This is a genomic window from Citrobacter sp. RHB35-C21 (assembly GCF_013816515.1).
Classification (GTDB): Bacteria; Pseudomonadota; Gammaproteobacteria; order Enterobacterales; family Enterobacteriaceae; genus Citrobacter; species Citrobacter braakii.
The window spans coordinates 1,592,377-1,614,641 of record NZ_CP057147.1; the positions used below are offsets into that span (position 1 = coordinate 1,592,377).

20 protein-coding genes are annotated in these 22,265 nt (G+C 52.7%); 10 read left to right on the forward strand and 10 right to left on the reverse strand.

What is annotated here, in order from left to right:
- Positions 1 to 283: 283 nt before the first annotated feature.
- Both ypeC and mgrA read right to left on the reverse strand, forming a co-directional pair.
- Entirely contained in the window at positions 284 to 613 is a 330-nt protein-coding gene (ypeC, locus tag HVZ39_RS07700) for a DUF2502 domain-containing protein YpeC (protein ID WP_016153906.1), read from the reverse strand.
- Positions 614 to 741: 128 nt separating this feature from the next.
- Entirely contained in the window at positions 742 to 1,740 is a 999-nt protein-coding gene (gene mgrA / locus HVZ39_RS07705) for an L-glyceraldehyde 3-phosphate reductase (protein ID WP_065554067.1), read from the reverse strand.
- Positions 1,741 to 1,922: 182 nt separating this feature from the next.
- On the opposite strand from mgrA, the gene HVZ39_RS07710 reads away from it, so the two are divergent.
- A complete protein-coding gene (locus HVZ39_RS07710) occupies positions 1,923 to 3,575 on the forward strand; it encodes a thiamine pyrophosphate-binding protein (RefSeq protein ID WP_046275538.1) in 1,653 nt (550 codons plus the stop codon).
- Here the strand turns inward: HVZ39_RS07710 and HVZ39_RS07715 are convergent, their stop codons facing one another.
- A complete protein-coding gene (locus HVZ39_RS07715) occupies positions 3,576 to 4,811 on the reverse strand; it encodes an ion channel protein (RefSeq protein ID WP_047416352.1) in 1,236 nt (411 codons plus the stop codon).
- 204 nt (positions 4,812 to 5,015) lie between these two features.
- On the opposite strand from HVZ39_RS07715, the gene glk reads away from it, so the two are divergent.
- From glk to ptsP, 6 genes are all read left to right on the forward strand, one after another.
- The gene (glk, locus tag HVZ39_RS07720) at positions 5,016 to 5,981 is read left to right on the forward strand and encodes a glucokinase (protein ID WP_016153902.1); all 966 of its coding nucleotides are present in this window, start codon (positions 5,016 to 5,018) and stop codon (positions 5,979 to 5,981) included.
- Positions 5,982 to 6,202: 221 nt separating this feature from the next.
- Positions 6,203 to 6,529 carry a fructose PTS transporter subunit IIB gene (locus tag HVZ39_RS07725; protein WP_003028254.1) on the forward strand — a complete coding sequence of 109 codons (327 nt, stop codon included), beginning with the start codon at positions 6,203 to 6,205 and terminating at the stop codon, positions 6,527 to 6,529.
- Between the two features lie 20 nt (positions 6,530 to 6,549).
- Complete coding sequence (locus HVZ39_RS07730) at positions 6,550 to 7,797, forward strand: PTS fructose transporter subunit IIC (RefSeq protein WP_016157076.1); 1,248 nt, start codon at positions 6,550 to 6,552, stop codon at positions 7,795 to 7,797.
- 17 nt (positions 7,798 to 7,814) lie between these two features.
- Positions 7,815 to 8,900, forward strand: a complete 1,086-nt coding sequence (gene ypdF, locus HVZ39_RS07735) for an aminopeptidase (protein ID WP_181633424.1) — start codon at positions 7,815 to 7,817, stop codon at positions 8,898 to 8,900.
- Entirely contained in the window at positions 8,900 to 9,940 is a 1,041-nt protein-coding gene (gene ypdE, locus HVZ39_RS07740; protein WP_080859861.1) for an aminopeptidase, read from the forward strand. The genes ypdF and ypdE overlap by 1 nt, the downstream gene beginning before the upstream one ends.
- Positions 9,941 to 9,963: 23 nt before the next feature.
- Entirely contained in the window at positions 9,964 to 12,459 is a 2,496-nt protein-coding gene (gene ptsP / locus HVZ39_RS07745; RefSeq protein WP_181633425.1) for a phosphoenolpyruvate--protein phosphotransferase, read from the forward strand.
- 77 nt (positions 12,460 to 12,536) lie between these two features.
- Here ptsP and HVZ39_RS07750 read toward each other — a convergent pair whose 3' ends face one another.
- From HVZ39_RS07750 to HVZ39_RS07765, 4 genes are all read right to left on the reverse strand, one after another.
- On the reverse strand, positions 12,537 to 12,725 hold the full coding sequence (locus tag HVZ39_RS07750) for a hypothetical protein (protein WP_032931709.1): 189 nt from the start codon (positions 12,723 to 12,725) through the stop codon (positions 12,537 to 12,539).
- A 99-nt stretch (positions 12,726 to 12,824) separates the two neighbouring features.
- On the reverse strand, positions 12,825 to 13,688 hold the full coding sequence (locus HVZ39_RS07755; RefSeq protein ID WP_181633426.1) for an AraC family transcriptional regulator: 864 nt from the start codon (positions 13,686 to 13,688) through the stop codon (positions 12,825 to 12,827).
- Between the two features lie 15 nt (positions 13,689 to 13,703).
- Positions 13,704 to 14,438 carry a two-component system response regulator YpdB gene (ypdB, locus tag HVZ39_RS07760; protein ID WP_016153896.1) on the reverse strand — a complete coding sequence of 245 codons (735 nt, stop codon included), beginning with the start codon at positions 14,436 to 14,438 and terminating at the stop codon, positions 13,704 to 13,706.
- Between the two features lie 14 nt (positions 14,439 to 14,452).
- Positions 14,453 to 16,150, reverse strand: coding sequence for a sensor histidine kinase (locus tag HVZ39_RS07765; protein WP_029139619.1), 1,698 nt, complete (start codon positions 16,148 to 16,150; stop codon positions 14,453 to 14,455).
- 387 nt (positions 16,151 to 16,537) lie between these two features.
- Here HVZ39_RS07765 and alaC point away from each other — a divergent pair, with 387 nt between their 5' ends.
- Complete coding sequence (gene alaC / locus HVZ39_RS07770) at positions 16,538 to 17,776, forward strand: alanine transaminase (protein ID WP_016153894.1); 1,239 nt, start codon at positions 16,538 to 16,540, stop codon at positions 17,774 to 17,776.
- Between the two features lie 66 nt (positions 17,777 to 17,842).
- Here alaC and ypdK read toward each other — a convergent pair whose 3' ends face one another.
- Complete coding sequence (gene ypdK, locus HVZ39_RS07775; RefSeq protein ID WP_010723117.1) at positions 17,843 to 17,914, reverse strand: membrane protein YpdK; 72 nt, start codon at positions 17,912 to 17,914, stop codon at positions 17,843 to 17,845.
- Between the two features lie 343 nt (positions 17,915 to 18,257).
- On the opposite strand from ypdK, the gene HVZ39_RS07780 reads away from it, so the two are divergent.
- Entirely contained in the window at positions 18,258 to 18,872 is a 615-nt protein-coding gene (locus HVZ39_RS07780; protein WP_016153893.1) for a lysozyme inhibitor LprI family protein, read from the forward strand.
- Between the two features lie 41 nt (positions 18,873 to 18,913).
- Here the strand turns inward: HVZ39_RS07780 and lpxP are convergent, their stop codons facing one another.
- Entirely contained in the window at positions 18,914 to 19,834 is a 921-nt protein-coding gene (gene lpxP, locus HVZ39_RS07785; protein ID WP_019077327.1) for a kdo(2)-lipid IV(A) palmitoleoyltransferase, read from the reverse strand.
- 442 nt (positions 19,835 to 20,276) lie between these two features.
- Between lpxP and HVZ39_RS07790 the strand changes: the two genes are divergently transcribed.
- Positions 20,277 to 20,519: a DUF2545 family protein gene (locus HVZ39_RS07790; protein WP_016153891.1), complete on the forward strand. Its 243-nt coding sequence runs from the start codon at positions 20,277 to 20,279 to the stop codon at positions 20,517 to 20,519.
- Between the two features lie 83 nt (positions 20,520 to 20,602).
- Here HVZ39_RS07790 and pgtP read toward each other — a convergent pair whose 3' ends face one another.
- A complete protein-coding gene (gene pgtP / locus HVZ39_RS07795) occupies positions 20,603 to 21,994 on the reverse strand; it encodes a phosphoglycerate transporter PgtP (RefSeq protein ID WP_016153890.1) in 1,392 nt (463 codons plus the stop codon).
- Positions 21,995 to 22,265 lie beyond the last annotated feature (271 nt).

The following is a 22,265-nucleotide window of genomic DNA, read 5'->3' on the forward strand; positions in this document are numbered from 1 at the left end:
TAATGCTGGTCACTTAAGGATTGATTAGCCGCAAAGGTATTTTTTATTAAAGCGAAACGGATTGAACTGAAAGTCAGCGTACTGAAGCGATCCGAAGGAAGACGACATAAGGCGAATGGATCACGAAGTGACGATTTTTCCTGCCGGAAGCCTGGGTGGCAAGGGAGACGGTGAGCCTCCCTTGCCCGTTACGGGAATGAGGGTTTCAGAGAAACAATGAACATACGGTGAACGGAACCCTTTGCCATTGTTAAAAATTCTCTGTTACCACAGGTTCCTTTTCTTAATGACGATGCCCGTGACCGCCGCGCCCACGACCGCGATGGTCGTCACGGTCATTCCAGCCTTCTCGGTAGCCGCGTTCATAAGCTTTGCGTTTATCCCAGCCACGATGGTAGCCGTTGTCATGACGCCACCAGCGATTTTTGCGCCACTCATAGTTATGGTGCCAGTAATCCCGGTCGCGCCAGCGGCCGCCATCCCAGTAGTTACCGTAATTATCGCGATCGCCAATTTGCAATTTTATTGATGGCAGCAGGGTGATTTCGCCAGCGTTCGCGGCCAGCGGTGTAAAAGCCATTAAGACTGCCGCCAGAATCAGTGACCTGAACATGTTTTCTCTCCTTCACGATCGAGCCGTAGCCGGCCTGTTAACGTAATATTACGGGGCAGTAAAGCCCCGTTTCATCGCCACAACTCTTAAATCGCAAGTGAGAGCACTTTTTGTTAATAAATGTGTCTTTATTTCAACCGACTCAGAATGGCATCAATCTCCGCGCACTCTTCAGGCGTAAAGTGACGGTTTGCCAGCATGCCGACGGCATCTTCAATTTGCGCCGGTTTACTGGCGCCAATCAGCACAGACGTAACTTTGTCTTCCCGAAGAACCCACGCGAGCGCCATCTGAGACAGCTTTTGTCCACGTCGCTCTGCCAGTGCGTTCAGCGCTCGAACTTTTTCCAGTTTTTGTGGGGTGATCTGGTCCGGATTCAGAAAACGGCTGGTGCTTGCGGCGCGAGAATCCGCAGGAATACCGTTCAGATAGCGGTCGGTTAACTGCCCGCCAGCCAGCGGTGAGAAGGCGATACTACCGACGCCTTTTTCCAGTAAAAGCGACAGCAGGCTCTCTTCGACCCAACGCTCAAACATAGAATATTTGGGCTGATGAATAAGGCATGGCGTACCTAAATCGTCGAGTATTTCAATCGCTTGCCGGGCAAGTTCAGCCGGATAGTTAGAGAGGCCTACGTACAGCGCTTTGCCCTGACGGACGATATGATCCAGTGCGCGCATGGTTTCTCTGAGCGGTGTTTCAGGGTCGGGGCGATGGTGGTAGAAGATATCGACATACTCCAGCCCCAGGCGCTTCAGGCTTTGATCGAGGCTGGCAATCAGGTATTTGCGTGAGCCCCAGTCCCCGTAAGGGCCTTCCCACATGGTGTAACCTGCTTTGGTGGAGATGATCAGCTCATCTCGCCACGGTAAAAAATCTTCCTGCAGGATGCGACCAAAATTTCGCTCCGCTGAACCCGGCGGTGGACCATAGTTATTCGCCAGATCAAAATGGGTGATCCCCAGATCGAATGCACGCTGTAACAGCGCCCGACTGTTCTCGACCTGCGTGGTATCACCAAAATTGTGCCACAACCCCAGTGATACAATCGGGAGCTTGAGGCCGCTCTGACCGCAGCGGCGGTACTCCATTGTCTGATAACGATTTTCAGCAGCCTGATAAGCCATATAGCCTCCTGTCAGATAAGGTGTGACTTTGAGTGTATACGTTTACACAAGGCCAGCTGCAATTAAATTTAGGGATGAAAACTGTACATCTTGCTTTCCACCCCCTTCACAGCGACTTTCCTGGACAGTCATCACAGTTCTTCGATACTCAACATGAGGTTACCGTCAGAAGGAAAGCTGTCATGCAAACCCCGTATTCCGTTGCTGATTATCTGCTGGACAGGCTGGCAGGCTGTGGTGTTGGCCATCTCTTTGGTGTGCCTGGCGATTATAATTTGCAGTTTCTTGATCACGTGATTGAACATCCCAGCGTACGTTGGGTCGGGTGTGCGAACGAGTTGAATGCGGCTTATGCTGCGGATGGCTATGCCCGGGTATCCGGGGTGGGGGCGCTGCTCACCACGTTTGGCGTGGGTGAGTTAAGCGCGATTAACGGTATCGCGGGAAGCTATGCGGAATATGTTCCTGTTTTGCATATTGTTGGCGCGCCCTGTCGCGGTGCTCAACGTCGCGGGGAGTTGATGCATCACACCCTTGGGGACGGTGATTTTCAGCATTTTTATCGTATGCAGCAGGCGGTGACGACGGCCAGCGCAGTGCTGGATGAACAAAACGCCTGTTATGAAATTGACCGCGTGCTGCGAACAATGCTCATCGAACGCAGACCGGGCTATCTGATGTTACCTGCTGATGTGGCAAAACAGCGGACCACGCCGCCGAATGACATCCTGATTGTTCCTCTGAGCGAGCCGGAAAGCAGCGTGGCAGAAGCGTTTCGCTACCATGCCCGCGAGCGGTTACTGGACAGCCCGCGCGTAGCGCTTCTGGCAGACGTTCTCGCGCAGCGCTTTGGCCTGCAGCCGGTATTGCAACGCTGGATGGCGGAAACGCCGATGGCCCACGCCACGTTGTTGATGGGCAAAGGGCTATTCGATGAGCGCCATCCGGCGTTTGTCGGCACCTACAGCGCTGGAGCCAGCAGCGACTATGTACGTCAGGCGATAGAAGATGCCGACACGATAGTATGTGTTGGCACACAATTTGTTGACACTTTGACCGCCGGGTTTACGCAACAGTTACCACAGGAGCGCACGATTGAGGTGCAGCCACATGCCTCACGGATTGGAAACCGTTGGTTTAACGTCCCGATGGAGCAGGCGGTAACCACCTTGCGGGAGCTGTGTCTGGAGATGTCCTTTTCACTGCCGCCAGAACGCCCGCCAGTTAGGCGTATTCAGGTTGAGAAGGGACCTCTGACGCAGGAAAATTTCTGGCATACGGTGCAGCAGTATCTGGCGCCCAATGACATTATCCTCGTCGACCAGGGGACCGCTGCATTTGGCGCGGCTGCGCTCATGCTACCCGGTGGAGCGGAGGTGCTGGTTCAGCCGCTGTGGGGGTCTATCGGCTACGCGCTCCCGGCTGCATTCGGCGCGCAAACCGCCTGCCCGGACCGCCGGGTGATCCTGATTATTGGCGATGGTGCGGCGCAGCTCACCATTCAGGAACTGGGCTCTATGCTCAGAGACGGGCAATCTCCCGTTATTTTGCTGCTAAATAATGACGGCTATACCGTGGAGCGGGCTATACATGGGGCAAATCAGCGCTATAACGATATCGCTGCCTGGAACTGGACGCAGGTGCCGCAGGCGTTTCGTCGTGAATGTCAGGCGGAGTGCTGGCGTGTGGAGCAGGCGGTACAACTGGAAGAAGTGCTGGCCCGTTTGTCCCATCCGCAACGATTGTCGTTAATTGAGGTGGTACTACCGAAAGCCGATCTTCCTGAGCTATTGCGCACGGTGACCCGTGCGCTGGAAACGCGTAACGGAGGCTAACTACTTATCGGTACGCTCGGCGATCATCATCGGTTTGCCCGCCAGCAGCAGCCAGGCGGGCAGCATGACGATGCACAGCAGCGGCAGCAGGGTGGAATCTGGCACCACCACTGCTGCCATAAACAGGCTCAGCCAGGCGTCACGGGTGACGACCAGCACCAGTCCAAGAATCGCGCAGGAGACGGTAATGGCCGCTGGCACCGCTTCAACGTGGGCGTGCAGCATCAGGCCAAGCGCGACCCCAACGAATACTGCCGGGAAAATTCGCCCGCCGCGAAAACCACTCGCAGCTGCAACCACTAATGCCGCCAATTTGATCACGGCGAGCATGAAATAATCCGATGCTCCCAGCGTCTGGCTAAATGCCATTTGCTGCATTTCGTCCAGTCCTTTAAACAAGGTAAGCGGTCCGCCGATAACGCCTAAAATGCCGAGGATTAAGCCGCCAGCCCCAAGAATCAGGACCGGGTGTTTCAATCGATGTATTAAATGGTGTAAACGCGGCAGACACCAGACAGCCACCATCCCGGCGGCAATGGCGATGGCGGCAACGACCGCACCGCTGAGGATATCGATCACATGCATCTGCGTGTAGTGCGCGATAGGCAGTGAAAAATGGGGGTGAAAAAACAGACTGGTGGTCAGCGAGCCCGCGGCGGCGGCCATTAACGGTGCAAACAGGCGATCCCACAAAGGAACATTGTCCGAGCTATTCAGCGTTTGTGAAAAGACCAGCGCGGCGGCAACGGGGGTGCCAAATAGCGCGCCGATGGTGCCGGCAGAGGCGAGGATGGTCCAGTCCAGCTTAGCAATGCGGGGAAACATACGGCTGCCGAGTGCCACAGCCAGTGCGATATTCACGGTCATGATCGGGTGTTCCGGACCCAAACTGACGCCACCCGCCAGGCCGAGGATGAGCGCTGCCAGCAAGCCCGGAATTGCTGAGGTGGGGACCGGCATTCCAATTAACGGCTCACAGGCAGGATCCGGTCCCGCGTGACCCTGGCTGTAGCGAATAACTAACCCGACCATGATCCCCGTGAGCGTCAGCATGCCGATAATCCACAGCGGAGAGTCCTGGGCAATACCGATGCTAACGGGCAGGCGTTCCCACAAAAATTGCTGTAAAACGGACGCCACTTTCATCACAACGATCAACACCAGGCTGGAGGCAATACCAATAATTAGCGCAGGAGTTGATAGCAAGAGCATCGTTCTGGCTCGTGGATGAAGCATATTCTATTCCTTAAAACAGAGTCATAGACATAGTTTGCACAGCCTGCGCAACCGCATCGCTGCAAATGGTGCTGAAACGATAAAGTAATTATGTGATCTGGATCGATTTTCCACGGGCATCAGCCTTCAGGGCGTTGTTGTTATGCCCCCATGAATTTACAGTGTGGCAAAGATTTATTCTGACTTTAGCGGAGCAGTGGAAGAATGACAAAATATGCTTTAGTAGGTGATGTTGGCGGCACCAACGCGCGTCTTGCTCTGTGCGACATTGCCAGCGGCGAGATTTCGCAGGCAAAAACCTATTCCGGGCTGGATTACCCAAGCCTCGAGGCGGTAGTACGCGTATACCTGGATGAGCATAGCGTCAGCGTTGAGGATGGTTGTATTGCCATTGCCTGTCCGATAACCGGTGACTGGGTGGCAATGACCAACCATACCTGGGCATTCTCTATTGCTGAGATGAAAAAAAATCTGGGCTTCAGCCATCTGGAAATCATCAATGATTTCACCGCCGTGTCGATGGCGATCCCGATGCTGAAGAAAGAGCATTTGATCCAGTTTGGCGGTGCGGAACCTGTTGAAGGCAAACCGATTGCTGTCTATGGCGCAGGTACCGGACTCGGCGTGGCGCATTTGGTGCATGTAGATAAACGCTGGGTGAGCCTGCCCGGTGAAGGCGGTCACGTGGATTTTGCGCCTAACAGCGAAGAAGAAGGGATTATCCTTGAGGTCCTGCGTGCGGAAATTGGTCACGTTTCCGCAGAGCGCGTACTGTCAGGTCCGGGGCTGGTTAATCTGTATCGCGCCATCGTCAAATCAGACGGGCGCCTGCCGGAAAATCTGCAGCCGAAGGACATCACCGGGCGTGCGCTGGCCGATTCCTGTATCGACTGTCGTCGCGCGCTGTCGCTGTTCTGCGTCATCATGGGGCGTTTTGGCGGCGATCTGGCGTTAACGCTGGGCACGTTTGGCGGTGTGTACATCGCTGGCGGCATCGTACCGCGCTTCCTCGACTTCTTTAAAGCTTCGGGTTTCCGTGGTGGTTTTGAAGATAAGGGGCGTTTTAAAGCCTACGTACAGGATATTCCGGTATATCTGATCGTGCATGATAACCCGGGCCTGCTTGGTTCCGGTGCGCATCTGCGCCAGACGCTGGGCCATATTTTGTAAGACCAATGCCGGACGGTGCACAGCGCTTATCCGGCTTACATATATCCCGCAAAACCGCGTTTATTACGCGGTTTTTTTATGCCTGCCGCCCGCCTTTCCGACCTTCGTCACATTTCCGAATGGCGGGATTATTTGTCCAGTAAAAGCATTATTTGTCTGATAACGGTCGTTACTTTCCCCGGACCATAATTTCACTCGTTAACTATTACGAGGAAATGATTATGAGCAAAAAACTGATTGCCGTTTGCGCGTGCCCAATGGGTCTGGCCCATACCTTCATGGCGGCTCAGGCGCTGGAAGAAGCCGCGGTTGAAGCGGGTTATGAAGTGAAAATTGAAACCCAGGGTGCGGACGGAATTCAAAATCGCCTGACGGCGCAGGATATCGCAGAGGCAACGTTGATCATCCATTCTGTTGCCGTTACTCCGGAAGATAACGAGCGTTTTGAGTCGCGTGACGTCTACGAAATTACGTTACAGGACGCGATAAAAAATGCAGCCGGCATCATCAAAGAGATCGAAGAGATGGTTGCCGCTGAACAACAATAATCATCGACAGGGAATTACGTATGGCCATTAAAAAACGCAGTGCAACCGTTGTGCCTGGCGCATCTGGTGCGGCAGCGGCAATAAAAAATCCACCGGCCTCCCACAATAGCTTCTGGGGCGAACTTCCGCAGCATGTGATGTCGGGTATTTCGCGCATGGTACCGACGTTAATTATGGGCGGGGTAATTCTCGCCTTCTCGCAACTGATCGCCTATAGCTGGCTCGATATTCCTGCTGACACCGGCATCATGGATGCACTGAACAGCGGAAAATTCAGCGGTTTTAATCTCTCATTACTGAAGTTTGCCTGGCTGTCGCAATCTTTTGGCGGCGTGCTGTTTGGTTTTGCTATTCCGATGTTTGCCGCGTTTGTCGCCAACTCTATCGGCGGTAAGCTGGCGTTTCCGGCGGGGTTCATTGGTGGACTGATGTCCACTCAGCCCACACAGATACTGAATTTTGACCCAGCGACGCTGCAATGGGCAACCAGTGCTCCCGTCCCGTCAACCTTTATTGGCGCGCTGATTATCTCGATTGTCGCCGGGTATCTGGTGAAGTGGATGAACCAAAAAATCCAGTTGCCTGATTTCCTGCTGGCATTCAAAACCACCTTTTTACTGCCCATTCTTTCCGCGATCTTCGTCATGTTGGCGATGTATTACGTGATAACGCCGTTTGGCGGGTGGATCAACGGCGGAATTCGTTCTCTGCTGACGGCGGCTGGAGAGAAAGGCACGCTGATGTACGCGATGGGGATTTCTGCGGCAACGGCGATTGACCTCGGCGGTCCGATTAATAAAGCCGCAGGATTTGTCGCCTTCAGCTTTACTACCGATCACGTTCTGCCGGTAACCGCACGCTCTATTGCCATCGTGATTCCTCCAATTGGCCTCGGGTTGGCTACGCTTCTCGACCGGCGCTTAACCGGCAAACGCCTGTTCAACGCACAGCTCTACCCGCAAGGGAAAACGGCAATGTTCCTCGCGTTTATGGGCATCAGCGAAGGGGCGATCCCGTTCGCACTGGAAAGCCCCATCACGGCAATTCCATCCTATATGGTTGGCGCTATTGTCGGATCGACGGCTGCCGTCTGGCTGGGGGCGGTGCAGTGGTTCCCGGAATCGGCCATCTGGGCATGGCCGCTGGTCACTAACCTCGGCGTCTATATGGCGGGGATCCTGTTAGGTGCGGTGATTACGGCTCTGATGGTGGTGTTCCTGCGCAACATGATGTATCGCAAAGGCAAATTGCTGATTGAAAGCCTCTGATTAGAAGGATTGTGACCATGAGCTTACTTGCCTCGCTGCGTGACTGGCTAACGGCGCAACATCTCGATGCGATGCTGCTGTCATCGCGGCAGAATAAACAGCCGCATATGGGGATCTCCAGCGGTTCAGGGTTTGTGTTTATCAGCCATCAAAGCGCGCATATCCTGGTCGACGCCCGTTACTACACCGATGTCGCTACGCGTACTCAGGGCTATCAGATCCATCTACTTGATGGCGCGCAGACGCTGTATTCACGGGTGAATCACATTATTGCTGACGAAAAGCTGCAGACGGTGGGATTTGAAGGCGAGCAGGTAAGCTGGAATACGGCGAATGGATGGTCGGGCAAACTGCTTGCGCGACTAGTGAGTGCCGTGCCGGATGTGCTCCGGCAGGTAAAAACGGCGCAGGAGATAGCCTGCATTCGCGAAGCCTGCCGGATAGCTGACCTTAGTGCTGAACATATTCGCCGCTTTATTCAACCTGGCCTCAGTGAGCGCGAAATCGCCGCTGAACTGGAGTGGTACATGCGTACGCTCGGTGCAGACAAACCCTCTTTTGACACCATTGTCGCCAGCGGCTGGCGCGGCGCGCTGCCGCATGGTAAAGCCAGCGACAAGCGTGTCGAGGCGGGTGAGTTCATCACGCTGGATTTTGGCACGCAGTATCAGGGCTATTGTTCGGATATGACGAGAACCTTTCGCATCCCAGACGCAAACCAGCCAGCGCAAGAAAGCCCGCTGTTTTCCGTGTATCAGATTGTTCTGGCGGCGCAGCGTGCGGCGGTGGCAGCAATTCGACCAGGTCGGCGTTGCCATGAGGTTGACGCCGCAGCCAGGCAGGTCATTACGCAGGCGGGCTATGGTGATGAGTTTGGTCACAATACCGGACACGCTATCGGCATTGAGGTGCATGAAAATCCCCGTTTTTCCCCCACCGACGCGACGCTTCTGGCGGCTGGCATGCTGCTCACCGTTGAGCCGGGTATTTATCTGCCGGGGCAGGGAGGCGTGCGTATTGAGGACGTGGTGCTTGTTACGCCAGACGGCGGCGAGGTGCTCTACACCATGGCGAAAACATTGTTACACACGGGAGAAGCGTAATGGACTTATCGCTACTGAAGGCGCTGAGTGAGGCGGACGCGATCGCCTCTTCAGAACAGGAAGTGCGTCAGATCCTGCTTGAAGAGGCGGATCGTCTGCATAAAGAGGTGCGCTTTGACGGCCTGGGATCGGTGCTGATCCGTCTGAATGAATCAACTGGTCCGAAGGTGATGATCTGCGCGCATATGGATGAAGTGGGATTTATCGTGCGCAGTATTTCCAGCGAAGGGGCGATCGATGTATTGCCGGTGGGAAATGTGCGTATGGCGGCCAGGCAATTGCAGCCGGTGCGGATCACCACCCGTGAAGAGAGCAAAATTCCCGGTCTGCTCGACGGAGAGCGCAGCGGTAATGACGTCAGTGCGCTGCAGGTGGACATTGGCGCGCGGTCTTATGACGAGGTACTTCAGGCCGGCGTACGCCCTGGCGATCGCGTCACCTTTGACACGACGTTTCAGGTTTTGCCGCACCAGCGAGTCATGGGCAAAGCCTTTGATGATCGACTTGGATGTTATTTGCTGGTGGCACTGCTGCGCGAATGGCATAACGCCATTCTCCCATGCGAGGTCTGGCTGGTGGCCAGTTCCAGTGAAGAAGTGGGACTGCGCGGAGGACAAACAGCAGCACGCGCGGTCGCCCCGGATGTGGCGATCGTGCTGGATACCGCCTGCTGGGCCAAAAACTTTGATCATGGTGCGGCCAACCATCGGCAGATTGGTAATGGCCCGATGCTGGTGTTAAGCGATAAATCGCTGATTGCCTCGCCAAAGCTGACGGCGTGGGTTGAAAGCGTGGCCACCGATGCGGGCATTACCCTGCAGCTTGACATGTTCAGTAACGGCGGCACTGACGGCGGGGCGGTGCATGTAAGCGGCACGGGGATCCCCACGGTTGTCATGGGGCCAGCTACGCGGCATGGACACTGCGCGGCGTCGATTGCCGACTGCCGTGACATCATCCAGACGCAGCAGTTGTTGTCGGCTCTTCTTTCACATCTTACGTGCGAAACCGTGGTTCATCTGACGGATTTCAGGTGCTGATTTCGCGCTAATCAGGAGTTGTTATGCTAACGATTCAATTTCTTTGCCCGTTACCCAATGGCCTGCATGCGCGTCCGGCGTGGGAGCTGAAAGAGCAGTGCAGCCAGTGGCAAAGTGAGGTGATATTTCTTAACCATCGCCAGAATGCCAGAGCAGATGCGAAAAGCTCGCTGGCGCTGATTGGCACCGGGACGCTGTTTAATGACAATTGTAGCTTAACCATCACCGGTCGCGATGAAGAACAGGCCCGGCGAGCGCTGGAGGAGTACCTCCTGCACCGGTTTATTGACAGCGACAGCGTTCAGCCGACGCCGGCAGAACTGGCGGCACATCCGTTGCCGCGTTCGCTGATTCGCCTCAACCCAGACCTTCTTTATGGCACCGTGCTTGCAGGGGGCGTAGGGGCGGGTTCGCTCACGCTTTGGCAGAGCGATAATCTGGAAAGCTATCGCGCGATTGCGCCGAGTGCGGAAGACAATACCCGGCTGGAGCATAGTCTGGCGACGCTTGCCGAACAGCTCAATCAGCAACTGCGCGAGCGTGAGGGTGAGAGTAAAACCATCCTCAGCGCCCATCTGTCTCTGATTCAGGACGACGAGTTTGCCGGGAATATTCGTCGCTTAATGCTGGAGCAGCATCTGGGGTTAGGGGCGGCGATTATCGCCAATATGGAGCAGGTGTGCGACAAGCTGTCGGCCTCCGGTAGCGATTACCTGCGCGAGCGCGTTAGCGATATCCGTGATATCAGCGAACAACTGCTGCACATCACCTGGCCTGAAAGACGTCCGCGCAATGCGCTGGTGCTGAATAAGCCGACGATTCTGGTCGCTGAGGATTTGACGCCCAGCCAGTTTTTAAGCCTCAATTTGCAGCATCTGTCAGGCATGATCCTGGAGAAAACAGGGCGCACATCGCACACCCTGATCCTTGCTCGCGCGTCGGCTATTCCGGTGCTTAGCGGCTTGCCGCTGGAGGCCATTAGCCGCTATGCAGGGCAGCATGCGGTACTGGATGCCCGCTGTGGGGTACTGGCCATCAATCCAGACGATGCGGTTCGCGGTTATTACGCGATTGCGCAGAAGCTGGCCGATGAATGCCAGCGGCGGCAGGCGCTGGATGCCGCCCAGCCCGCGCTGACCAAAGATAATCAGCGTATTGATGTTGCAGCGAATATCGGTACCGCGCTGGAAGCGCCGGGGGCGTTTGCCAATGGCGCGGAAGGGATTGGGCTGTTTCGTACTGAAATGCTGTTTATGGACCGCGACAGCGCTCCCGACGAGCAGGAACAGTTTGAAGCCTACCAGCAGGTTTTATTGGCCGCGGGTGATAAGCCGGTAATCTTTCGCACCATGGATATTGGGGGGGATAAAAATATCCGTTACCTCAATATTCCGCAGGAAGAGAATCCTTTCCTGGGCTACCGCGCGGTGCGAATTTATCCGCAGTTTGCCGGACTGTTTCGCACGCAGCTGCGCGCCATCTTACGTGCGGCAACCTTCGGCAATGCGCAACTGATGATCCCAATGGTGCACAGCCTTGACCAGATTTTGTGGGTAAAAAGCGAACTGCAAAAAGCGCTGGTGGCACTGAAAGCCGACGGTTTACGCCATGCTCCGACAATTTCATTGGGGATTATGGTTGAAGTGCCGTCGGTGTGTTACATCATCGACCATTTCTGCGATGAGGTGGATTTCTTCAGTATTGGTTCAAACGACATGACCCAGTACCTGTACGCCGTCGATCGTAATAACCCGCGCGTTTCGCCGTTGTACAACCCGATTACGCCGTCGTTCCTGCGAATGTTGCAGCAGATTGTCCGCGTGGCGCACGAACGCGGTAAATGGGTGGGCATTTGCGGCGAACTGGGGGGCGAAGGACGCTATTTACCGCTGCTACTGGGCTTAGGACTCGACGAGCTGAGCATGAGCAGTCCACGTATTCCGGCGGTGAAAAGTCAGCTTCGTCAACTGGAGGGCCAGGCATGCCGTGAACTCGCCATACGGGCTTGTGAGTGCCGTAGCGCTCAAGAGATAGAAGATCTGCTAAACCAGTTTGCACCGCAGAAAGACGTGCGTCCGCTACTGGCGCGGGAGAACATCTTTGTTGGTGAATCTCTGAGTAACAAAGAGCAGGTGATTCAGTTTCTGTGCGGCAATCTGGGTGTTAATGGGCGAACTGAACATCCGTTTGAACTGGAGGAAGATATCTGGCAGCGCGAAGAGATAGTCACCACTGCTGTCGGTTTTGGTGTGGCTATTCCGCACACTAAGTCCCAGTGGATCCGCCATTCCAGTATCAGTATTGCCCGGCTTGCTCATCCCGTTGACTGGCAGTCAGAGATGGGCGAAGTGGAACTGGTTATCATGCTGACGCTGGGGGCTGATGAAGGCATTAACCACGTGAAGGTCTTCTCGCAGCTGGCGCGTAAGTTGGTGAACAAGCCGTTCCGCCAGTCGTTGTTTGCCGCTGAAAATGCCGACAGTATTCTCGCGTTGCTGGAGGCGGAACTGACGTTTTAAGCTTCACTGAAAGAGCGCTCTCCAGCCTGCGACGATCTGGTTGCAGGCTGGATGAACGCGACCGGAAAGCGACATCATCAATGCGGCGCGTTTGGCACCGGCAGTTTCCCGGCTCTTAAGAGCGTCATTTCTTGCTTGCAGAGCAGAACCACCGCCTGGCGAGCTTTAACACGGCGGGAGGTAAGGGCTCTTTTCACGGTCTGACGATCCGCACCTGATTCCAGCATCTGAAAACACATCAGGGAGAGTGCACGTCTGTTTTTCATCGCATATTCACTTTATTGAGTAAGCCTGCAGGGGGAGCTACATGCCGTTATTTTACAACGATGCAAACGGATATTACTAACCTGTTGGTGTTGTCTCACTTAACGTGCTGACTGAAAACGTACGCTGTACTCTCCCGGCGTCAGGCCAAACTGACGCCGGAACAGGCGGCAGAAATAATTACTGTCCTGATACCCGCACCGCTGTGCGACTTCGCTAATCGACAGATGGTATTTCTGTAAGATGATGCGCGCCTTCGCCATTCTGACCCACCGCAGGTACTCGACGAACCCCATGGTGCCGTGCTGGGCAAACACTTTTGACAGGTGGTTGGGCGTGATATTAAAAAACTGCGCTACGCTTTCCCGGGTCAGCGGTTGGGCATAGTTATCCTGCACCCAGTTACACATACTGTGATAGAGAAATTCAGCGCGCGGACGTTCTGTGTCAGGGCGGGTATTCACCACGCTACGACACAGATGCAGCAGGCTAAGCACCAGCGGCTGAATAATATCCTGGGCCTGAGGAGAGCGGCTTAAATGGGTTAATGCGGTGAGCATCGCCTCGCCTTCGCCGCGCTGCGGATGTGGTAACTCAATACGGCGGATAGGACGTAACAGCGATGCTGTTCGATTATCGTAAAAAGAGAGCCCCAGCCAGGCCGGAGAAAACACCAGACTCAATAGCATCACGGGTTTATCGCTGCCGGGCAAATTCGCCGCTTTCGCCGGGATAAACAGCATGTCGCCTTCAGGCAGACTATGCTGCTGTTTTTCCAGTTGATTACTGTATTCGCCACGCAGCACGATATCGAGGCGCGGAAGGTCAATACACAAACTGCCGGACGGTAACGTGGTGGGCTGGGTCGCGAACCACACGCGGCCAAGACGCTGCGGGTTCAATACCAGGCCGCTGAACAGATCGGCGAAAAACTGTTGGTCTGCGGGTAGGCCTGGCTCTTTCATCGCTCTTTCTCTGCGCTATAAGTGCATTAACTGCCTGAACTCTTTCACTTTACTCCGACTCACCGGGATTTCAAATTCCAGATCTTTTAAGCGCAAAATGTAGGTGTTGTTAAACCAGGGTTCGATCTCGCGGATTTTATTCAGATTCACACAGAACGAGCGGTGGCAGCGGAAGAAATGCGAAGCAGGCAATTTGCTGCAAAATTCAGTGATGTTCATCGGCATCACGTACGATTCGCGCCGGGTGTAGACAAACGTCATCTTTTCATGGGCTTCTGCGTAGTAGATGTCGTTGATCGGGGTCACGATGATCCGCTCATCTTTGATCAGATTGATCGTATCGTTTTCGCGGGTCACCGGACTGGCAGGCGAGGTTCCCGTTTGCTGTTGCTGCCAGGCTGCTTCCAGCTTTTGCAGCATGCCGACGATGCGTGATTCCTGATACGGCTTCAGGATGTAGTCAAAGGCCTCCAGTTCAAAGGCTTCAACAGCGTGCTCTTTCCACGCGGTAATAAAGACAATAAAGGGCTTGTGCGCGAACTGGCTGATGTTTTGCGCCAACAGGACGCCATCCAGCGAGGGAATATTGATATCCAGAAAAATGGCGTCAACGCGGTTGTGCTGGAGATATTTCAGCACGTCCAGACCGTCGTCAAATGTGCCGACAATCTCCATCTGGCTGTGCTCTTTTATCAGCCAGCTAAGTTCCTGTTGGGCCAGGAATTCATCTTCAACAATGATGACTTTCACGACTTCACTCCTGGTTAAAGCAACAATGTGGCCGGTGCGGCTGCGGGCGAGTGCTGATTAGGCACATAAAAGGCAATCTCAGTGCCTGGCTCCAGACGGCGGATATGGAGGCCCTCGCCGTAGAGCAGCTTAACGCGATGATGCACATTTAACAGACCAATTTTATTGCCCGGCATTTCATTGGATTCGACCCGTTCAATCACTTTTGGATCGATACCGTGGCCCGTATCCCGCACGGCAATCCGTACCCGATTACCGCACTCCGCAACGCTGATGGTGACCACCCCTTTTCCTTTGCAGGGCTGAATCCCATGGACGATAGCGTTCTCTACCAAAGGCTGAATCAGCAGGCTGGGAATATAACAGCTTACCTCTTCATCGATATCATAAATAACCGTCAGCTTGTCGCCAAAACGGGCCTGTTCGATGGCGATGTAATCCTTGATTTGATACAGCTCTTTTTTGATGTCGATCTGCTCATCGTCTTTTAATTCAATATTATAGCGAAGATAGCGCGATAAATTAAAAATCAGCTGGCGCGCTGTGTCTGGATTCAGTCGCACCGACGATGAAATTGCGTTCAGGGCGTTAAACAGGAAATGGGGATTTATTTTACTTTGTAGCGCACGCAGCTCTGCCTTATTTGCCATTTCGCGTAGCTGCTCCGCCCGGGAGACTTCCAGCTGAGTCGAGATAATTTGCGACAGGCCGATGGCCATTTCTTGTAGTGAGGAGGTTATCTGGTGGGCGTGACAGTAGTAGATTTTTAGCGTACCGGTGACAACACCTTTCTCCCAAAGTGGAATCACCAGCATGGAGTGTATTTCAGGCGTACGGTGCGCTTCATCATTGTTTTTAATGATGATTTTTCCGTAATTGATCGCCTGTTGCGTAGTCGGACTGACGAAATCATCGTTATCGCGGTAGTTAAGCTCACCCACGCCAACGTAGGCCAGCACGTGCTGGGTGTTGGTAATAGCGACGGCATCAGCATGGATATCATGGCGAATAATTTCGCACACCTGGCGAAGCGATTCGCTATTGACCTGGCGAAAAAGCGGCAGAGTTTTGTTGGCGATATCCAGAGCCAGCTTAGCCTGCTTCGCGGCGCTGGCTTCTTTCTCGCCTTCCACGCTTTGCACCAGCATGACGATAAAACCAATGCAGACACTACCCAGAATCATAGGGATGCCGATTTTCGAGACGATATCCAGCCCCAGTTCGGTGGTGGGTGCCCAGGCGACGACGAGGATCATGGTCAGAGATTCGCACAGCATTCCGCCTAAAATACCCGCACGCCAGTGCTGCGCTTTGGGGATCCTACGGTTGATCCAGCCGGCAATGCAGCCTGCCAGAATGCTGGTGATAAAGCAGGGCAGGGCGGTTACGCCGCCGATGTCGATCAGGTAGCGGTGGGTGCCCGCGATCAGGCCTGTAATGATACCGACCCAGGGACCGAACAGAATTCCCCCTGACATGACGGCGATAATACGTACGTTAACCAGTGAGCCTTCAACCGGTACGCCGGACCAGGTACTGAACAGGGCAAACATTGAGAAAATCGCGGTAACGGCGAGCAGCTCTTTCGGGGAGTGGGCTGACTTGTGCAACAGTTCGCGAAACAGGCGGATACGAATCAGGAAAAACAGACAGAACAGCATCAGCGCTGCCCGGTCGAATACCGCCAGCAGCATATTGAATATTTCGTGCACGGGTGACTCTTGCGCAAGGGTTAAACCTCTATGATAGGTAACCTGAGGCTGGATGACCAGCACACCCGCAGCCTGTAGCTAATGGGGAAAAACCTTAATATTAAAAGGGGATTGTTGCATGGTTGTTGTATTTACAATGCCTGTCCTGTCAACGGAGCACACAAAGTAATATGTTTAACAATAAAATGTTAAATGGTGGTAATTTTAAGCGGAGTGTGAAAAATTTCATTTCCTCATTTTTTCTGGCACTTCCTCTTTTATCTCAATAAAAAATATTTTGTTTTGCCTCTCGACAGAAGGAAATTATTCAGGCTATTTTCTAAACGTGCCACCATCGTGGCAGCGTCGCTCGGACGGTCCGGGCGCTAACGTTAATCTGAGGATATTATGGCTGACTCCCGCCCTGAACGTCGCTTTACGCGTATTGATCGCCTTCCCCCTTACGTTTTTAACATCACTGCTGAGCTAAAGATGGCTGCGCGTCGGCGCGGCGAAGATATTATCGATTTCAGCATGGGGAACCCGGATGGGGCCACGCCTCCTCACATCGTCGAAAAACTCTGTACCGTGGCGCAGCGCCCGGATACGCACGGTTACTCCACCTCGCGCGGCATTCCGCGTCTGCGTCGGGCGATTTCCCGTTGGTACCAGGAACGCTATGACGTTGAGATCGATCCGGAATCCGAAGCGATTGTGACGATTGGCTCGAAAGAAGGATTGGCGCACCTGATGCTGGCCACGCTGGATCACGGCGATACGGTCCTCGTACCGAACCCGAGCTATCCGATCCATATTTATGGGGCGGTGATTGCCGGCGCGCAGGTACGTTCAGTGCCGCTGGTCGAAGGCGTCGATTTCTTTAATGAGCTGGAGCGCGCGATTCGCGAAAGCTACCCGAAACCGAAGATGATGATCTTAGGTTTTCCTTCCAACCCGACTGCGCAGTGCGTCGAGCTGGAGTTCTTCGAAAAAGTTGTGGCCCTGGCTAAACGCTATGACGTGCTGGTGGTTCATGACCTGGCCTATGCCGATATCGTCTACGATGGCTGGAAAGCGCCGTCGATTATGGAGGTACCGGGCGCTCGTGATGTCGCGGTGGAGTTTTTCACCCTATCGAAAAGCTACAACATGGCGGGCTGGCGTATCGGTTTTATGGTAGGTAACAAAACGCTGGTGAACGCGCTGGCTCGAATTAAGAGCTATCACGATTACGGAACCTTTACTCCGTTGCAGGTTGCAGCAATCGCCGCGCTGGAAGGCGATCAGCAGTGCGTGCGGGATATTGCTGAGCAATATAAACGTCGTCGAGATGTGCTGGTTAAGGGGCTGCATGAAGCCGGGTGGATGGTCGAGATGCCCAAGGCCTCGATGTACGTTTGGGCGAAAATCCCAGAGCAATACGCCGCGATGGGCTCACTTGAATTTGCCAAGAAACTGCTGAACGAGGCGAAGGTATGCGTTTCGCCGGGGATTGGTTTTGGTGATTATGGCGATACGCACGTGCGCTTTGCGTTAATTGAAAACCGCGACCGTACCCGTCAGGCGATCCGTGGCATCAAAGCAATGTTCCGCGCCGATGGCTTACTGCCTGCCAGTGCAAAATCGGCCACTGAAAGTACCGACTAACAACACGTTTCCCCAAAAGCAAACAGGAGCCATCAGGCTCCTGTTTTTTTTGCTGCGTCTTTTAATTTAGATCATCAGGGCGAAAGTACCGGCCCAAACGATGACCATAAAAGAAATGCCCATAAAGAAATATTTCACTTTTCATCTCTCCGCGTACCTGAGGTACGTCTAAATGAACATATGCTAACCTGACAGAGAGCTGATGCACGCGTAAACGAAATGGAGAATTCCCTTCGTTTGCTTGTCTGCATCACCTCAGAATTCTGAGCTTTTATGCTCCAGACGGCGCTAATGTACGCCTAAAAATGAGGTGAGACAAGAGGCATTTTTTTATTTAATTTTAATAACTTACAAGTGTCGTGATTCGGCGACAGTTTAATTTCTGTCGGTAATAAATTGCTATTGAGCGACGAAATGTTTACTCGGAGAATTCTCATATCTCCATGATGTTAATGCGGTTAATTTTTCGCGGAATGAGATTATGAAAAGGTTAAAAATGACCAGATTAATGATGTTAGCACTCGTTCTTACGCCAGTGACGTCGATGGCGGCCTCGCCGATGGCATTCAATTTCAGCTGCGCAAGTATTGGTGGTGTGAATAGTGATGGCAAAGGCAATATCTGGATTGATGGCACTAAGGCGACGGTAAAGGCCTTCAATGAAAATTACTGGGAAGCAAAAAGCGGTAACAATACCGTGTCTATCTCCCGTAAAGATGACGGGAATCCGGACGTTTCCTGGACCGGGCCTAATCGTAAGCACGGGATTTGCCTGCCTGAAGACAATATCGACTTTTCAGGGGCAAAGAAATCGACCAGTAACGGCCCTTCTTTTTCCTGTTCTGCGGTAGCAAAGGGCAGTATCGAAGAGGTTATCTGTCAAAGTCCTTCGCTCTCAGCCATGGATTTGGCATTGAACGGGGCCTACAAGCAGGCGCTGGTGAAATCGAGTAATAACCCGACGCTCAAAGCAGAGCAACGCGGCTGGGTGAAAGGGCGTAACGAATGCTGGAAAGAGCAGGATAAGCCAGCGTGTATAGCCCGTAACTACAATGAGCGAATGGCTGAATTACAGAACAAGTGGGGCGTGAAGTAATTCAGGCGCAGAAAAAAAGAAAGGCCTTTCGGCCTTTCTTTTTAGATGTACAACGAGGCTTCACCCATCGGGCGAGTTTTGAAGCGACGGTGGATCCAGAGATACTGCTCGGGCGCGCGCATGATCTCTTTTTCGATAATTTTGTTCATATACGCCGCTGCCTGGCTTTCATCTGTTGGATAACCTTCCATTTCTGGCGTGATGAACAGGCGGTAACCGGAGTTATCTGCTTTTCTCACCATGGTTACGGTCAGCATCGCTGCGCCCGATAACCGTGACAGCACGTAAGTACCGTTGGTGGTCGCGACGTTTTTGACTGCAAAGAAGGGGGCGAATGAACTCCCTTTACGACCGTAGTCCTGATCGGGGGCAAACCATACCGCTTCCCCTTTTTTCAGGGCGCCGACAATACCGCGCAGATTATTTCTGCCGATCATGGCCTTGTTGGAGCGCATACGACCGCGGGTTTGGATCCACTCCATCAACTTATTGTTGTGCGGGCGATAGGTTGCCATCATCGGTTGGCAAAGTCCCATTACGCGACCACCCAACTCGAGTGACATAAAGTGTACGCCTACCACCATCACGCCACGGTTTTGCATCTGTGCGCGTTGCAGGTTGTCCAGCCCTTCTACATCAAACCATTTGCGTACCCGGCGATCCGGCCAGAACCAGGCCATACCCGTTTCAAGCAGGGCCATGCCGAGTGAACGGAAGTTCTCATCGACCAGTTTGTCTCTTTCTTCTTGCGACAGATTTGGGAAACAGAGTTCGAGATTTTTATGAGCAATAGATTCACGGCGCTTTAAAAATGGACGAGCCAGCGTTCCTGTACGGGTACCAAGAAAACACAATACCGGATAGGGAAGCTGTACCAGTAACCAGAGCACACCGACGCCAAACCATGTGAGCCAGTAGCGCGGATGCAAAAACGCGCGTGAAAATTTACATTGGGGGAACATAAGCACCTGTTGTTGATACGAAATAGGTGTATCGCGAAGATTCTTTAGTCTGCCGCTTTACAGTCTGTACTGATCGTTAGGCCGCCATGAACGACATTGGTTCCTGTAAAGAGTGTAAAACTGAGTCAGGACAAAACCAGGAAGGGGCATGAATGATCGGACGCTCAATGTACACCCGAATATTAATGTCAGCCAGAAATAATTACTCAAGATGCGTAAATGTTTTTACGGCGATTAAGGTCAAAAATGAGTCGATATATAATGCGTTGTTTTTATGACGATTAAATAAACGGCAGTCGAATAAATTATTAGTCAGCGATTGAGTGATTTTTGTAACGAAAATGTTGCTTAAATTGCGAACCATTGGGAATTGTCTTAGAATATAAACTCAAGGGAGTGTAAGGACTTACGTAAATTTTTACGGCAAACAGGAGGTATCGCTATGTTCTATTTTTGGATCTTTCTCGCGTTGAGCATTCTGAGCGTCAGTTGCTATATCTGGCAGGTTATGGGGGCTGCGGCGTCAATAAGTGCTTTTATCGGCATGGCCATACTCACGGCATTAATTTACGTTTTTACTATGCAGTTGACCAATGGTAACGAGATGGTTACCGGATTATTCCTTTTTCTTGCCCCAGCATGCGGTTTGATCATCCGCTTTATGGTGGGTTACGGTAAGCAATAAATTATCACGTTGAGCTATTTATTCTTTATCTGAATGTATTGAAGTGCCAGCATCGCTGGCACTTTTTGCGAGACTCAAATCGGTTACCGGGCATCAGCCAACTGGAGTGACGCTTCCTCTTGCTGAGCGTTTTTCCGTTGTTGTTCGAGTTCCAGCGCGCCGCGATGGGAGAGGTAGCAGAACAGGATGCAGCAGACAATCCCGCCCATCAACAGATAGAAGCCGCCATGCCATCCCATTTTATCGACCATCACGCCAAACAGGCTGGTTCCCAGCGATGCGCCAAAAATGTAGCTCATGAATCCGCGTAACCCTACCGCAGAACCTACTGCGAAGCTGGGGACGATTTCCATGGTCTGAACGGAGGCCAGGAACTGCGGAACATAAATCAGGCAACCCACGATGGCGGCAAAAATAGTGACCATCAGCAGCGATTCACTTTTCCAGTAACCGATCAGGCAGACGAAAATCAGCGCCATACAGATCATGGCCAGCGGCATGCGACGGCCTTTAAACAGTTTATCGGTGAGCCAACCCGCCAGTAATGTGGAAGGAATTGCCGCCCATTCGAAAAACAGAAAAGCTATGCTCATTTGCTCTTTCGAGAAATGTTTTTCGGTTAATAAATAAATTGGCAGCCAGCTAATCATACCAAAACGCACCATATAGACAAAGACGTCTACCAGTGAAACATACCAGGCATTCTTATTACGCAATACATAGGTGCAGAAGATCTGGAAGGCACTCATATTTTCTGGCGCCTGGACAGCGTGTCGGGAATTTAATACGACTTTTTCTTCCGGCATCATTTGTTCCAGAGCCGGCAAACCCTCCTGGCGTGGTGAACCTTTCCCCAGCATCAGCACAATAAAAGCAAACAGTACGGCAACACAGGCCGGAACAATATAGCTGGCACTTTGCCAGTGTTCGCTCCCCAAAATGGCAAAAGCGGCGCCAACAATCGGGGCGACAATACCACCGCCAACGTTGTGTGAGATATTCCAGAATGCGCCAACGCGTCCACGTTCTTTACGTGGAAACCAGTTAGCGATGGTAATAAATGAAGGGCCAACGCCCATCCCCTGAAACAAACCGTTGAAAACGACCAACGCGGCGAATATCCAGAATCCGGTACTGAACCCCAGGCCTACGTTGACGATAGCGCACAGGATCAGGCCGCATGCCATGAAGACTTTCGGGCTGGCCTTGTCTGCCAGACTGCTCATAATGCCTTTACTGATCCCATAGGCAATAAGCATGCAGCTGCTGAGTAAACCAATCTGCGTAGCGCTGAGATCCAGATGCTCCTTCAGGTATGGAGTCGAGAGCGTGAAGTTATTGCGCACAATATAGTACGCAAGATAGCCAAGAAATACGCTGAGTAATGCCTGAATGCGGTATCGGCCATAAGTTGCCTGGACTTTCTCCGCCGGGACTTTATTCGCCGCTGGTCCTGCCTTAAATATTGATAACATATCATCACCTAATTTTTTATTGATGTGAATATCAGGATTTTTCGCAGTGAAGAGTGAAATAGACGGCGAAGAAACTCAAGTTGATGAAATGTGTCACTATTGACTCAATTTGCGGGCGGCGTGGCAGATTTTGACTCTTTTTTAATAATGGATTTTCAATTCTATTCTTTCACGGGCATTTTTATCATCGGCGTGTGCGGGTATTAACAAATTCAGGCTGCATTTTCGGGTATTCTTTACTGATGTCGTCACTTTCCGTTTGGTTATTCTA

Excerpts from the sequence above, each read along its gene's own strand:
- HVZ39_RS07715 (WP_047416352.1), bottom strand. The coding sequence starts at position 4,811 with ATGCTTCATCCACGAGCCAGAACGATGCTCTTGCTATCAACTCCTGCG.
- HVZ39_RS07755 (WP_181633426.1), bottom strand. The coding sequence starts at position 13,688 with ATGAAAGAGCCAGGCCTACCCGCAGACCAACAGTTTTTCGCCGATCTG.
- ypdE (WP_080859861.1), top strand. The coding sequence starts at position 8,900 with ATGGACTTATCGCTACTGAAGGCGCTGAGTGAGGCGGACGCGATCGCC.
- HVZ39_RS07780 (WP_016153893.1), top strand. The coding sequence starts at position 18,258 with ATGAAAAGGTTAAAAATGACCAGATTAATGATGTTAGCACTCGTTCTT.
- ypdF (WP_181633424.1), top strand. The coding sequence starts at position 7,815 with ATGAGCTTACTTGCCTCGCTGCGTGACTGGCTAACGGCGCAACATCTC.
- ptsP (WP_181633425.1), top strand. The coding sequence starts at position 9,964 with ATGCTAACGATTCAATTTCTTTGCCCGTTACCCAATGGCCTGCATGCG.
- HVZ39_RS07725 (WP_003028254.1), top strand. The coding sequence starts at position 6,203 with ATGAGCAAAAAACTGATTGCCGTTTGCGCGTGCCCAATGGGTCTGGCC.
- HVZ39_RS07710 (WP_046275538.1), top strand. The coding sequence starts at position 1,923 with ATGCAAACCCCGTATTCCGTTGCTGATTATCTGCTGGACAGGCTGGCA.
- HVZ39_RS07730 (WP_016157076.1), top strand. The coding sequence starts at position 6,550 with ATGGCCATTAAAAAACGCAGTGCAACCGTTGTGCCTGGCGCATCTGGT.
- ypeC (WP_016153906.1), bottom strand. The coding sequence starts at position 613 with ATGTTCAGGTCACTGATTCTGGCGGCAGTCTTAATGGCTTTTACACCG.
- alaC (WP_016153894.1), top strand. The coding sequence starts at position 16,538 with ATGGCTGACTCCCGCCCTGAACGTCGCTTTACGCGTATTGATCGCCTT.
- HVZ39_RS07750 (WP_032931709.1), bottom strand. The coding sequence starts at position 12,725 with ATGAAAAACAGACGTGCACTCTCCCTGATGTGTTTTCAGATGCTGGAA.
- lpxP (WP_019077327.1), bottom strand. The coding sequence starts at position 19,834 with ATGTTCCCCCAATGTAAATTTTCACGCGCGTTTTTGCATCCGCGCTAC.
- glk (WP_016153902.1), top strand. The coding sequence starts at position 5,016 with ATGACAAAATATGCTTTAGTAGGTGATGTTGGCGGCACCAACGCGCGT.
- mgrA (WP_065554067.1), bottom strand. The coding sequence starts at position 1,740 with ATGGCTTATCAGGCTGCTGAAAATCGTTATCAGACAATGGAGTACCGC.
- pgtP (WP_016153890.1), bottom strand. The coding sequence starts at position 21,994 with ATGTTATCAATATTTAAGGCAGGACCAGCGGCGAATAAAGTCCCGGCG.
- HVZ39_RS07790 (WP_016153891.1), top strand. The coding sequence starts at position 20,277 with ATGTTCTATTTTTGGATCTTTCTCGCGTTGAGCATTCTGAGCGTCAGT.